Origin of the sequence: Bartonella sp. Raccoon60, from assembly GCF_002022585.1 — a bacterium.
Lineage (GTDB): Bacteria > Pseudomonadota > Alphaproteobacteria > Rhizobiales > Rhizobiaceae > Bartonella > Bartonella rochalimae.
Genome location: NZ_CP019786.1, coordinates 209,998 through 224,116, shown reverse-complemented (window position 1 = coordinate 224,116; position 14,119 = coordinate 209,998). Strand labels below are relative to the sequence as shown.

The 14,119-nt window shown below is 35.2% G+C and carries 13 protein-coding genes; 4 read left to right on the top strand and 9 right to left on the bottom strand.

Annotation, left to right across the window (positions count from 1 at the left end):
- The first annotated feature begins 219 nt into the window (after positions 1–219).
- The gene (locus Bra60_RS00885; protein WP_078688319.1) at positions 220–1,476 is read left to right on the top strand and encodes a lytic murein transglycosylase; all 1,257 of its coding nucleotides are present in this window, start codon (positions 220–222) and stop codon (positions 1,474–1,476) included.
- Positions 1,477–1,915: 439 nt separating this feature from the next.
- On the opposite strand, the gene Bra60_RS00880 is transcribed toward Bra60_RS00885, so the two are convergent.
- A complete protein-coding gene (locus Bra60_RS00880; RefSeq protein WP_078688318.1) occupies positions 1,916–3,934 on the bottom strand; it encodes a M3 family metallopeptidase in 2,019 nt (672 codons plus the stop codon).
- A gap of 315 nt (positions 3,935–4,249) precedes the next feature.
- Between Bra60_RS00880 and mgtE the strand changes: the two genes are divergently transcribed.
- The 3 genes from mgtE (at position 4,250) to ppa (ending at position 8,211) form a co-directional block, all read left to right on the top strand.
- Positions 4,250–5,629: a magnesium transporter gene (mgtE, locus tag Bra60_RS00875; RefSeq protein ID WP_078688317.1), complete on the top strand. Its 1,380-nt coding sequence runs from the start codon at positions 4,250–4,252 to the stop codon at positions 5,627–5,629.
- A 148-nt stretch (positions 5,630–5,777) separates the two neighbouring features.
- The gene (gene typA / locus Bra60_RS00870; RefSeq protein ID WP_078673574.1) at positions 5,778–7,601 is read left to right on the top strand and encodes a translational GTPase TypA; all 1,824 of its coding nucleotides are present in this window, start codon (positions 5,778–5,780) and stop codon (positions 7,599–7,601) included.
- A gap of 67 nt (positions 7,602–7,668) precedes the next feature.
- A complete protein-coding gene (gene ppa / locus Bra60_RS00865; protein WP_078688316.1) occupies positions 7,669–8,211 on the top strand; it encodes an inorganic diphosphatase in 543 nt (180 codons plus the stop codon).
- 53 nt (positions 8,212–8,264) lie between these two features.
- Here ppa and Bra60_RS00860 read toward each other — a convergent pair whose 3' ends face one another.
- The 8 genes from Bra60_RS00860 to rsfS form a co-directional block, all read right to left on the bottom strand.
- Positions 8,265–8,570, bottom strand: coding sequence for a DUF167 domain-containing protein (locus tag Bra60_RS00860; protein WP_078688315.1), 306 nt, complete (start codon positions 8,568–8,570; stop codon positions 8,265–8,267).
- 30 nt (positions 8,571–8,600) lie between these two features.
- A complete protein-coding gene (locus Bra60_RS00855) occupies positions 8,601–8,894 on the bottom strand; it encodes a YggT family protein (RefSeq protein WP_035006297.1) in 294 nt (97 codons plus the stop codon).
- A 336-nt stretch (positions 8,895–9,230) separates the two neighbouring features.
- Complete coding sequence (locus tag Bra60_RS00850; RefSeq protein WP_078688314.1) at positions 9,231–9,788, bottom strand: invasion associated locus B family protein; 558 nt, start codon at positions 9,786–9,788, stop codon at positions 9,231–9,233.
- A gap of 107 nt (positions 9,789–9,895) precedes the next feature.
- Positions 9,896–10,447, bottom strand: a complete 552-nt coding sequence (locus tag Bra60_RS00845) for an RNA pyrophosphohydrolase (RefSeq protein WP_371326053.1) — start codon at positions 10,445–10,447, stop codon at positions 9,896–9,898.
- Positions 10,448–10,476: 29 nt separating this feature from the next.
- The gene (locus Bra60_RS00840; protein ID WP_078697992.1) at positions 10,477–11,787 is read right to left on the bottom strand and encodes a S41 family peptidase; all 1,311 of its coding nucleotides are present in this window, start codon (positions 11,785–11,787) and stop codon (positions 10,477–10,479) included.
- Entirely contained in the window at positions 11,777–12,997 is a 1,221-nt protein-coding gene (locus Bra60_RS00835; protein WP_335617766.1) for a murein hydrolase activator EnvC family protein, read from the bottom strand. Before Bra60_RS00835 ends, Bra60_RS00840 begins: the two co-directional genes overlap by 11 nt.
- Positions 12,998–13,151: 154 nt before the next feature.
- On the bottom strand, positions 13,152–13,634 hold the full coding sequence (gene rlmH, locus Bra60_RS00830) for a 23S rRNA (pseudouridine(1915)-N(3))-methyltransferase RlmH (RefSeq protein WP_078688310.1): 483 nt from the start codon (positions 13,632–13,634) through the stop codon (positions 13,152–13,154).
- A 1-nt stretch (position 13,635) separates the two neighbouring features.
- Entirely contained in the window at positions 13,636–14,079 is a 444-nt protein-coding gene (gene rsfS, locus Bra60_RS00825) for a ribosome silencing factor (RefSeq protein WP_078688309.1), read from the bottom strand.
- Between the last annotated feature and the right edge of the window lie 40 nt (positions 14,080–14,119).

Below are 14,119 nucleotides of genomic sequence, written 5' to 3'. Positions count from 1 at the left end.
GATAATCCTCTGATACAATTTATCATTATATTTTAACTACAAATAAATAAAAATGTTCTATTTTCTAAATTTTCATATAATAAACATAGAAAAGACGCAATAATTAATTAAATTGTTTCATTTTAAGACAAATTTTACTTGATCTGATATAGATTTTATTAAATACGAAAATAAAATAACTGCACATCCGAACACTTTTACATAGATAAAAATTAGAAAATGAAAACAATAAAATTTAATCCATTATTTTTTTTAAAAAAAACTATAAATCAAAGGTTATCTTTCATTCGCTTACTCTCTACCTTTGCCACTCTTCTAATAGTTTTTTCCTCGCCTACATATGCCGATAGTAGTTTTCAACACTGGATTAATGAATTCAAAAAAACGGCTTTAGCCAACAATATTTCACCATCCACATTTGATATGGCTTTTAAAACAATTCATACAATTGACCAAGAAGTCTTAAAAAAAGCAGCATATCAACCAGAGTTTGTTGATATGCCATGGGAATATTTTGACAATCGCATTCATGACGATGCAATTGTAGAAGGAAAACAGCAAGCTAAAAAATGGCAACAGTGGTTACAAAAAATCGAAAAGCGTTTTGGTGTTAATCGTAATCTCCTCCTCGCCATTTGGTCGATGGAAAGCAACTATGGAAAAATTTTAACAAATAAAGGCATAATGTGTGATACTATCCGTTCACTTGCAACTTTAGCTTATGCCGACCCAAAACGTCAAAAATACGCGCGCACGCAACTTATTGCAGCAATGAAAATTCTACAAAGAGGTGAAATTCACCGCTCTCAACTCGTGGGATCTTGGGCAGGAGCACTAGGACATACACAATTTATTCCAAGCAGTTATCTCATCTACGCTATTGATATGGATGGAAGTGGGCGCTCTGATATTTGGAATTCGATTCCTGATTCACTTGCTACTTCTGCTAACCTTCTCTATATGAATGGTTGGCAATCTAATCTTGTCTGGGGAATTGAAGTTAAATTACCAAATAACGAAAAATTACCTGAAAATTGGTTATCCTTTAAACAATGGAAAGAGTTAGGCGTTCAACACGCACATGGAAAACCTTTTCCTTCTTTATCTGAACAAGCAATATTGAAATTTCCTGACGGTCCAAAAGGACCTGCATTTCTGGTAACAAAAAATTTCTTTGTGCTTAAACGTTATAATAATGCAGATCGTTATGCTTTCGCTGTTGGCCTTCTTTCTGATCGTATTGCTGGACATCCTAAATTATTCCAAGATTGGAATCGACCATTTAAACCTATTACTTTCAAAGAGCGTATAGAATTGCAATCTCGTTTAGCAAAACTTGGAGATTATGAAGGAGAAATTGATGGTAAAATTGGTATAGCTTCCAAGAAAGCGATTAAAGCTTTTCAGCTACGTCATGGTTTAGAAGGAAATGGATATCCAAGCTACGAAACTCTCTCTCATATCAGAAAACAATAACCTTAAAGTCAAACACTTATCTCATGGTTTATTTTCCTTAATGATTATCTAACATCTTAAAATTGAAAAAAATTCTTAGTTTTAGGGTGATTGTCTTGTTTATAAAAAGATTTCTAAAATAAATTGAAGTGAAACCTGCACTTTATGAAACGCATCATGCAATTAGAAAAAATGCTATAACTGCTGACTATGCTTTTCAAAAATAAAGACTTCGTTGCATTATTCAAATACAATCATATCTCTAAAAATTTTAATAAAATTATTTAAAACTATAGATTTATCATTTAATAATACCATAAGAAATATGAGCTTTAGTTAAAGCTAAAATTAAAATAGATAACATACAAAATTTTAGTTCCAGATCTCAAAAATCACAGTATTTCATCAATGTCTTAATTTATCCGCAGATAAAATCGTATATCGACACCCTACTTTATCTTTACAATCCACGTTTCTTTATCATTGATTCTGGTGAAGGTAATCGCCCTCGAAAAGATTCATAGAGTTTCTCAGGATCATAACTTCCTCCAGCAGAATAGACAAAACGCTTTAATCGACTAGCAAGTTCTGGATTGAAAACATCACCTGTTTCTTCAAAAGCTTGAAAAGCATCAGCATCAAGGACTTCTGACCACATATAAGAATAATAACCAGCCGCATAACCATCACCTGAAAATATGTGTGCAAAATGCGGAGGACGATGACGCATAATAATTGTATCAGGCATTCCTAATTTTTCTAATTCCTTACGTTCAAAAAATGTTGGATCCACCACTTTTTCTTCTTGATGAAAAGCCATATCTACTAAAGCAGATGAAAGAAATTCAACAGCATTAAAACCAGCATTAAATGTATGTGCTGACAAAATTTTATCCAACAAAGCTTGCGGCAAAGAAGTACCTTTTTCCACATGCGTAGCATATGATTGCAATACTTCTGGTACAATGAGCCAATGCTCATAAAGTTGAGAAGGAAGCTCAACAAAATCACGCACAACTGATGTTCCCGCAACAGATGGCCATGTAACATCAGACAGCAAACCGTGCAATGCATGCCCAAACTCGTGGAAAAGTGTGCGTGCATCATCAAGCGATAAAAGAGCAAGCTTCCCTTTAGAGGGCTTCGCAAAATTACATACATTGTAAACGATAGGCTTTTGCCCTCCGTTCAATTTATGCTGTGATTGTAATCTGCTCATCCACGCTCCAGATCGTTTTGAAGAACGTGCAAAATAATCACCAATAAAATGCCCAAGTAAACTTCCATCAGATTTTTTGACCTCCCATAAGCGTGCATCAGGATGCCAAAGTGCAACATCAGTTTTTTCTTCAAATGAAATCCCAAAAAGTTTTTTTGCAACGAAAAAAGCTGCTTCAATCATGCGATCAAGCTGCAAATAATATTTTACTTCTGTTTCATCAAATAAAAACTTCTCAGTGCGCAACTTTTCAGCATAATAACGCCAATCCCAAGCTTTTAAAGGCTCATTATCTCCTTGATTTTTTGCAAAATTTTGTAATTCAGCTTGTTCAGTAGCAGCCTTAACTTTTGCCCGCTCCCATACAGGGATAAGCAAATTCATAACTGCATCAACATTTTTAGCCATAGTATTGTCAAGCTTTAAATCCGCAAAAGATTTATACCCCAACAATTTTGCCTTTTCTCTCCGAAGTGCAATCATCTCCACAATAATTGCTTTATTATCATGAGTATTTTCACCCCGTTGAGACCAAGCTTGAAAAGCTGTTTTACGCAAATCACGACGATGAGAGAATTTTAAAAAAGGTTCAACAATCGAGCGCGTTAAGATTAATGCATACAGTCTATCACGGCCTCTCTCACAAGCAATTTCTTTCATAGAAGCAATAAGATCATCTGGTAAACCAGATAAATCTGTTTGTTCCAAAAACAAAATCCATTCAGCCTCATCTTTTAAGATATGCTGACCAAAAGTAGCACCTAAAAGGGCAAGCCTTTCATCAATTTCAACAAGACGTTTTTTACCCTTTTCATCAAGTTTTGCACCATTATGAACAAATCTCTTCCACCCTAATTCAAGCACACGTTCAGTTTCATGGTCATACAAACCTTGCTGTGCTTTTTTATAGAGCATATCCATTTTCGCAAATATCCGCGTATCCATCATAATTTTTGAAGAATAACGTGAAAGTTTAACAACAAATTCTTGTTCTAATTTTTGAATCAATTCATTACTGTGTGCACTCGCACGCAGAAAAAATATAGAGCATACGCGATCAAGATTCTTACCAGCGAGCTCAAAAGGCTGCAAAAAATTCTCAAGTGTTGGTAATTCTTCCAAAGCAGCAATAACTTCTATTTCCTCTTCAGCCTCTTTCAGTGCCTGTTCAAAAGCAGGTTTAAAATCATCATCATTCATTGAAGAAAAATCAGGAAAACCTGACAATTCCATCCAGTCGAACATTGCTGCTTGTGTCATAATATTATACTGCCTACATTAGTAAATTTAAAATCAAATAGTCACCTATGTGATATGGCCTATTAATAATAACTTTATACTCTAAAATAGCCTTGTAAATTTAAATTTTTATATAAAAATATTATTTTATTATTTTGGAATATGCACAAAAAATTCTTTTTCTGGCCTCATGAAATTGTTTACAGTTTTTACAAATTGCAATCTATCCTTGACTTTATTTTGAATATTAACAATTGAAAAACTTGTATTCTAAGTTGTCTATAATTTTGATTCATTCTATCTACATATCTCTAATCTTTTAGAAGGCACTTCGCTATGACTGAAATCAAAACATCTACTAGCAACCTCAAAGATTTACCTTCTGAAGCCCTTGCTGAAGAATTAAAAAATCTTCATTTTGCCGACTCGATTGATATCATTAATGGTCTTGATATTATGGAACGGGTAATTATCCTCAGTCTTTTGCCTATTGATTATGTCATTGAACTTTTTGACAAACCAGAACTTGAAAGCCCAGCTGCTATTCTTGAACTTTTGCCCGTGAATCTTGCTGTCGAAATTCTTGACGGTATGTCTGCAGATGCTGCTGCGGACGTCTTCCAAGAAATGAATCAAGAAACGCGTAAACGGCTTTATGCTTTACTAAAATCTTTAACTCGGACTGAACTCAAAAAACTTACCAGTTATCCAGATCATACAGCTGGTGCATTGATGACAACAGAGTTTATAGCAGTACCAGCGAATTGGACTGTAAAAAAAACTTTAGATCATATTCGGGATGTTGAAAGAACACGTGAGACAGTATACACAAGCTATGTCATTGATCCGAAAACAAGTACCCTTCTCAAAGCCGTTTCTCTCCGTAACCTTATTCTTGCCTCACCTGATGATAAAATTTTAAACGTCTCCACACACGATACACCTATCACAATATCACCCTTTACACACCACGAAGATATTGCTCGTCTCTTTCAACGTCATGATCTTCTTTCTGTACCAGTTATTGATGACAGCAATCATGTGATTGGTATTGTAACAGTTGACGATGTACTTGACTCTATGGTCGATGAAATGAGTGAAGATGCCTATAAATTTGGAGGATTGGAAGCTTTAGATAAACCATATATGCAGATAAATTTTTTGGGAATGATGAAAAAACGCGGTGGCTGGCTGGCTTTACTCTTTACGGGTGAAATGTTAACAGCAAGCGCCATGCAATATTTCGAAACAGAACTTGAAAAAGTAATTGCTCTTACATTATTCATTCCTCTTATTATGAGTTCAGGAGGAAACTCTGGTTCACAAGCAACGTCTCTTATTATCCGTGCATTAGCCTTACGGGAACTCACACTCAAAGACTGGTGGAAAGTCATTATTCGTGAAATTCCAACAGGCATCTCCCTTGGTATTTTACTCGGAATCATCGGTATTATACGGATTGCTGTTTGGCAACAACTCGGAATTTATAACTATGGTGATTATTGGTTTTTTATTGCTATAACTGTAGGAATAGCTTTAGTTGGAATTGTTACATTCGGTTCTTTAGTCGGATCTATGCTGCCCTTTATTCTTAAACGCTTAAAATTTGACCCGGCAAGTGCTTCGGCTCCCTTTGTTGCGACCTTAGTAGATGTCATGGGTATTATAATTTACTTTTCCGTTGCTTCTTTTATTTTAACTGGAATCTTACTTTAATATGGCACGTATTAAAATCTCTCCTTCATTTTTATAAAAAATGTTCTTCCTCTTCCCAAAGTCTAAAAAAAACTGTAAAAGACCTGAAACTGTAAAGAGAAAAGCTTTACTTCAAAGAGAATTTCATTAAACGAAAAGAAGAAAATTTATGCAATTGCGTAATATTGCTATCATCGCCCACGTTGACCACGGTAAAACAACACTTGTAGACGAACTCCTCAAACAATCAGGAAATTTTCGTGATAACCAGCGCACAAGCGAGCGCATGATGGATTCAAATGATATCGAAAAAGAACGCGGTATTACAATTCTAGCAAAAGTAACATCTGTTGTTTGGAAAGATACCCGAATTAATATTGTTGATACCCCTGGTCACGCCGATTTCGGTGGTGAAGTAGAACGTATCCTTAATATGGTAGACGGAGCTATTGTCCTTGTTGATGCTGCTGAAGGTCCTATGCCACAAACCAAATTTGTTGTTGGAAAAGCGTTAAAAGTAGGATTACGTCCTATTGTTGCAATCAATAAAATTGATCGACCTGACGCCCGAGCTGATGAAGTTGTCAATGAAGTTTTTGACCTTTTTGCAGCTCTTGATGCAACCGATGAACAATTGGATTTCCCTATTCTTTATGGATCAGGTCGTGATGGATGGATGGCTGTATCTCCTGAAGGACCCAAAGATCAAGGATTAAGTGCCTTGTTTGATCTTGTAGTCCGTCATGTACCTACACCAACCATTGCTGAAGGACCATTCCGCATGATCGGTACTATCCTTGAAGCCGATCCTTTTTTGGGACGAATCATTACAGGACGCGTTCATTCGGGCTCAATTAAACCCAATCAAAATATTAAAGTTCTGGGACAAGATGGAAAACTTTTAGAAACTGGGCGTATTTCAAAAATTTTAGCATTCCGTGGATTAGAACGACAACCTATTGAAGAAAGTGCTGCTGGAGATATTATAGCAATTGCAGGACTCCAAAAAGGAACTGTTGCTGATACCTTCTGTGATCTTTCCGTCAATGAGTCTCTTATTGCTCAACCAATTGATCCACCCACTGTTACTATGAGCTTTCTTGTGAATGATAGTCCCCTTGCTGGTACAGAAGGAGATAAAGTAACAAGTCGAATTATCCGTGACCGTTTGTTAAAAGAGGCAGAAGGAAATGTAGCTCTTAAAATTGAAGAATCAGATGATAAAGACTCTTTTTATGTTTCAGGACGAGGAGAATTACAGCTCGCGGTCCTTATTGAAAATATGCGTCGTGAAGGATTTGAACTAAGTGTTTCACGACCACGCGTAGTTATGCAAAAAGATGAAAATGGAATAACTTTAGAACCAATTGAAGAAGTTGTAATCGATGTTGATGAAGAATATTCCGGAACCATTGTTCAAAAAATGTCAGAACGCAAAGGAGAAATGATTGAACTCCGTCCATCAGGTGGAAATCGTGTACGCCTTGTGTTTTATGCACCAACCCGCGGACTTATTGGCTATCAATCTGAACTTTTAACGGATACACGTGGTACAGCAATTATGAATCGTCTTTTCCATGCCTATGAGCCTTATAAGGGAGAAATTAGTGGCCGTACCAATGGTGTAATGATTTCAAATGATAATGGTGAAGCTGTTGCCTATGCGCTTTTTAATCTTGAAGATCGTGGCCCTATGATGATCGATGCTGGCGTAAAAGTTTATCAAGGTATGATTGTTGGCATACACTCACGCGATAATGACTTAGAAGTAAATGTTTTAAAAGGGAAGAAGCTAACAAACATGCGTGCTTCTGGTAAAGATGAAGCCGTAAAATTAAGCCCTCCAATCAAAATGACCTTAGAACGTGCACTGTCATGGATACAAGATGACGAGCTAGTAGAAGTGACGCCTAAAAATATTCGTTTGCGTAAACTCTACCTAGATCCAAATGAACGTAAACGTTTCGAAAAAACACGTTCATCACTTGCCTGATGATGCATCTCTTTACCTTAATGTACTATTCTGTTTGATTTTATTTAATTCTAGAAAGGGTAATTACGTGAACATTAATGAAATACCTATCGGCAAAAATCCACCAGAAGATGTTAATGTTATCATTGAAGTTCCTATTGATAGTCAACCAATAAAATATGAAATGGATAAAAAATCTGGATTATTATTTGTTGACCGTTTCCTCCATACACCAATGACTTATCCTGGAAATTATGGCTTCATCCCGCATACACTTTCGGAAGATGGTGATCCCGTTGATGTTCTCATCAGTAGCACCCGTCCTCTTATTCCAGGTTGTGTCATTAATGTATACCCAATCGGTGTTCTTATGATGGAAGATGATGGCGGCAAAGACGAAAAAATTATCGCTATTCCTGCTCAAAAATTAACAAAACGCTACATTAATGTTCATAATTATACAGATCTTCCAGAAATCACATTAAAACAAATTGAGCATTTTTTTGGACATTACAAAGATCTTGAACCTGGAAAATGGGTTAAAATTGAAGGTTGGCGCGATAAAGACTATGCACATGAATTGATTAAAAAAGCGATTGAACGTAATAAACAACATAACTGTTCGCTTTAAATAAAAACACAGCCTGTATCTTCACAGGCTGTCATCTTCTTAATTTTATAGGATTATACTCTAAAAGATTGTAATATTTTCTCTACTTCTTTTAAATATTTTGAAAAATAAAGCTGTTTATAGTGTGATGTTGCTCTACTTCCAAGAGAGATGCAAGACGATGGTATCTTCCACTGCTTCGCCAGAAATTTAATCAATGCTTTATTTGCTTTGCCGTTTTCAGGAATAGCACGCAGACGTATAATTAAATACTGTTTCCCATCATCTCTATTCTCAACCTTTATTATACTATCAACTGAGGCTTTTGGAATCAAACGGACAAATAAAATCAAACGATGAGCATCAACTCGATAAAACATCTTATTTCGCCTAAGGAAATATTTTCACTTTTATAAAAGCATTCCTGCATAAGCACGCCACATGAAAATACGAATAAAGTAAATAATCATAAAAACCACAATAGGTGAAATATCAATTGTCCCAAGATTAGGTAAAAAACGTCGAATATAGCATAAAATTGGTTCTGTTGTACGATATAGAAAATTACCGATCATAGTGACAAAAACATTCCGGGTATTGACAATATTAAATGTATAAAGCCAAGAAAAAATAGCATGAGCTACTAAGATAGCAATGTAAATACTAAAGATTAGATCCAGCACACTAAGAAAAGCATAGATCATTCGTATTTCCTTTACCAATCAATAGAATGGAGGTTCATATAGAAAACTTTATGCAAATAAAGTCTTTATTAAAATAGTCTCACCAATTATTCTTCTTTTTCATTTCAAATAAAAATTAATATTTTTAGCATATATCATCATACCGCAATGTCATAAAATATTAAAGTGAAGCAATAATACACCAAAATAGAAAAAGAATTTACAAAAGTTCTCATCCTTCATTTAATTAGTCAGCTGGCTAATAATTAGTCAGCTGGCTAATTAATTTTTGTTTTCCTCATAAACTATTCTAAATAGTATCGGCCTTTAAAGGCCGATTTTCTTTTTATTATAAAATTACATTTGCAAAGCAATAAAACGATTCAGTGCATCGCTAAAACCACTTAATTGCACAAACAAATCGTTCAGAGCTGGCTCTCCTGGAGTAGAAACTGTCATCGCTAAATTCAACTTTTTTCCTGCACGTAAAGCTGCTACATAACTTTTGTCAAAAGCTACTGGAACAATGCAACCTGCTGGTATACAAGTCCGAATGTTTGTTTCAATAACATTCTTTCCACCATCTACTTGTAAACGAATAGGTTTAGAAACTAAAATACCAAAAGGAACTGTCAAAGTTCCTGTCAAAGTACCATCAGAATTGGAAGAAATGTTCATAGCTAATATGACACGATTTTGATCATTAACTTCTTGGCGATACATAAAGCAAACTTTTTTTCCGTCCTGTAGATTACAGTTAACATTCCACAAACCATAAGTCTCGGTTAAAGAAGAAGCACCGTTCGGCAATGAAGCTTCAGAAAGCTTTGTTGTAGTCGGCTTTGTACTCTGCGCAAATGCAACAGAAACACTCAAGAGTGTAAAAGTTATAAAGAAATTAAATATTTTTTTCATCTCACATCCTAATTTTTAAACGCACAATAGAATCACTGCTATTATTTCTGATAACAAGACATAATACAAAGCTTCTTAAGAAAAAATAGCTTTTACAATTATAAGATTTATAAATATCTAGCACTATTTCGAAATTCTTTCACAACTTTTGTATAAACATGCTTTTTAAAAGAAACAACAATTGAAGGAATCTCTTCCAAATCAATCCATTTCCACTGATCAAACTCTGCCGTATTACCATCAGGTGGTGGATTAATGGTAATTTCAGAAGTCTCTCCCGTAAACTGAAAAGAAAACCATTTTTGTATTTGACCACGATATTTATTATTTAAAACATGTCCCATAAGTTCTTGTGGGAAATCATACTTAAACCAATCCTGAGCTTCCTTAATCAACTTAATGGATTGGATACCTGTTTCTTCATAAAGTTCACGTCGTGCTGCATCTATCGGCTTTTCTCCTGGATTAATTCCCCCCTGTGGTAACTGCCAAAGTTTGGACATGTCAACTTGTGCGTCAGCAACTGCCATCAAACGGCGTCCAACCCAAACTTTACCTTCATGATTAAACACAAGAATTCCCACACATTTCCGATAAGGGAGAGCTTTAAAACCAACAATTGTATCCACCTCATTATCCCTTATAAAAATACAGCTCATATAAAACTATAAGCTGTACAGCTTTCTTCTTATTTTAAAATACCTTGATGAGGATCTGGTGGAAATGCCTTATGCGTTATCTCACCCCGTAAAAGCTTATAAGCTTCATTCAATTGCACATCATCCTTAGGATCTTTAGGAACAAAAGCAGCTGAACCAGAGCCTTTCTCACTTTCTTGTTTTCCTTTGATATGTCCTTTTAACTCAGATTCACCAAGCGTTACATCATAACCCTTATATTTTTCAGGCAATGGCTGCTCAACAATAATATCAGGGGTAATCCCAGTTCCTTGAATTGATGTACCCATCGGGGTGTAATAAAGCGCTGTCGTTAAACGTAAAGCTCCATTTTCACCTAAAGGAATAATGGTTTGAACAGATCCCTTACCAAAAGATTGTGTTCCTAAAATTGTAGCGCGACGATGATCTTGTAAAGCCCCTGCAACAATTTCAGAAGCACTTGCTGAACCACCATTAATAAGAACAATGAGAGGCTTCCCATTAATCAGATCTCCTGGTCTAGCATCAAATCTCGTCACATCTTTCTTTCTACGACCACGAATCGATACAATTTCGCCTCTATTAAGAAAAGCACCTGAAATACTAACCGCCTGTTCTAAAAGGCCTCCAGGATTAAGGCGTAAATCAAGCACATACCCTTTCAAACGATCTTGAGAAATTTTGGATTGAATATCTTTAACTGCAGCTTGAAGATCACCAAAAGTCTGCTCAGAAAATTGAATAAGTTTTAAATAACCAATATCATTTTCAACACGATACTTAACCGCCTTCACTTTGATAATATCACGAATAACTTTGATCTCAAGAGGTTTATCAACACTAGAACGAATAATTGTTAGCGTAACCGGTGTACCAACAGCACCTCTCATTTGATTCACAGCTTCATTCAAAGACTGACCTTTTACCTGTTTACCATCAATCTTTAAAATCACATCTCCTGCTAAAATACCAGCTTTTGAAGCTGGTGTATCCTCCATCGGGGAAACAATCTTAAGAAGACTCTTTTCCATGGTTACTTCAATACCAAGACCACCAAACTCTCCCTTAGTAGAAGCTCTCATGTCTTTAGCGGCTTCAGCATCCATATAAGAGGAATGAGGATCAAGCGAAGAAAGCATTCCATTAATAGCATTCTCAACAAGCTTTTTATCATTTGGAACTGTAACATAGTGCATCCGCACTCGTTCAAAGATATCACCAAATATAGCCAACTGTTTATAAATATTACTGTCATTATTCGCAGCAACAGATTGCACTATAATCGTTGAACTGACGCTGAGCAATATCATAGCGACCGAAAGTATAACTTTACGAATCATTTTTGTTCCTTTTTAATTGTTCAGTCTGCCACCAAGGGTTTGGATCCACAGGTTTTCCATGCTTTCTAAACTCAATGTAAAGCATTGGAGTCTTTTTGCCTATATCCAATGCAATAGTATTCGCAATAAATTCCGTTCCCATCATACCAATAGGTTCACCTGAAAGAACAAACTGCCCCTGTGTTACATTGATTTTAGCCATTCCGATAAGAGTAATATAGTAACCATGTCCAACATTAAGAATAATTAATTGTCCATAAGAACGAAATGATCCAGAAAAAGCCACAAGGGCATCAGCGGGAGCTATAACTATAGCTTCTGGTTCTGTTGCAATAATTTCACCAAAACGCGCAACATGCGAACTATTATTAAAATGTTGAATTTTTTTTCCTGAAACAGGTAAAAGAAAATGACCCTTTTTATTTTGAAGATCTCTCTGCTCTAATAATTGTAAACTTTTCCGTATATTCTCTGATGAAGTGGAATCAGACTGTGCTTGATAATCAAGCTCTAAAATTAATTCTTCTAAAGACTGCGCTTTCTTAATAAGAGTAATATTTTTCTGTCGCAGCATTATAAGCTCTTTTTGTGATCTTTTCTGTAATTTTTCTTTTTCATCTAACAAAAACTCTAAATATTTAAGCTGCTCTGCTTGATTTTGCATTTTAGCTCTCAAATCTACGCATTCCATAGCAATAACATGACCTAAATTAGTTAATTTTTTTAGATTTTTTGTTAAATTCTGTGTTTTTTCTTGCATATCAGGAATGATAGCTCCCAATAAAATAGAGCTGCGTATAGAGGCAAGAATATCTTTAGATTGCGCTATAAGAGCAGGAGGTGGTTTTAATCCTGTCCGTGCTAAAATAGCTAATATCTCTGAAAATTCAGCCTGGCGATTTTTTAAATTTTGATACACTTGCGTCTTCTGTTCTAAAAGTTGCTTAAGCTTTTTCTCCCTTTCAATAATATCATTTGCTAAATTACGCTCTACTTTAGCAACTTTTATGAGTTCATCAGTCAAAACACGTTGATCTTTTTTCAAAAGGTCAACTTGTTGTATCAATGAAGCAATATGTTTACGCGATACAGAAATATTATTGCGAATATCCATTAATGTTTTTTGTACTACTTCGCGACTGTCCATATCTTCAGCATATGAAATAGATGTCTGAATATCCGTACTTAATATCAGCAACAGCAATATCATGCACTTCTTGCATAAATATTGCATCTTTATCTTTTCATGAAGAAACCTCTTCATTTATCCAACCATCAAACTCAATTATATAAACTAACAATGCTTTAAATGCTGTCACCTAAAACAATGTTAACAAGTGCATGAATAGGTATAAAAATAAAATTTAAAAACGATGATAAGGGTGATGACCAATAATTGTTATGGCTCTATACAGCTGTTCTGTAAGTAATATACGTGCGATCTGATGCGGCCAGGTCATAAACCCAAAAGATAAAATAAAATCAGCGTGGTTTCTAACTTGTTCACTATGCCCATCAGGTCCTCCTAAAGCAAGTATTAAATCACGAACACCCTCATCACGATAAAATACTAATTTCTCAGCAAAAATAGATGATGATATTGACTTTCCACGCTCATCCAATACAATTAATCGGCATTTTTCAGGTAAATACTCAAAAAGTTTTTTTCCTTCTTCTTTCATACGTTGACAGGGCATCTGAGCACGACTTTCCGATATTTCTTGCATTTTTCCAAACTGAAAACCTATAGCCCCAGCACTTTTAGAAAAACGATCTAAATAACGGTGAACTAATATCTGTTCAGCACCTTGTTTCATACGACCAACAGCAAAAATAGAAACTTGCATATCAGTTGTCTCCAACAAGAATTGATTCAATATTCTCCAAACCTGAATCAAGCCATACTTTTTCTAAATTATAAAAAGTGCGAATTTCCGGACGAAAAAGGTGAATAATGATATCGCTTGCATCAATTAGTACCCAATCCCCTCCAGCCATTCCCTCTACCCTCGCGTTACCATATCCACTTCCTTTCCAAACAGATAAAAGACGATCAGTGATAGCCAAAACATGACGCTGAGAACACCCAGAAGCAATAACCATATAATCAGCTAAAGAAGACCTTCCCCGTAGATCAATAGAAATAATATCTTCTGCTTTTATATCTTCTAAACTACTCAGAATAATTTTAAGACCATTCGTAACTGACAAGCATTTTTCTTCTGCTGAAGAAGCAATAATATTACAACGTTTTTGTACAAATTTTTCCAGACTAATATCCTTTCTTATTATTATTTAAAACATAAGAGTTAAGAGTAAAAGAAGAATACTC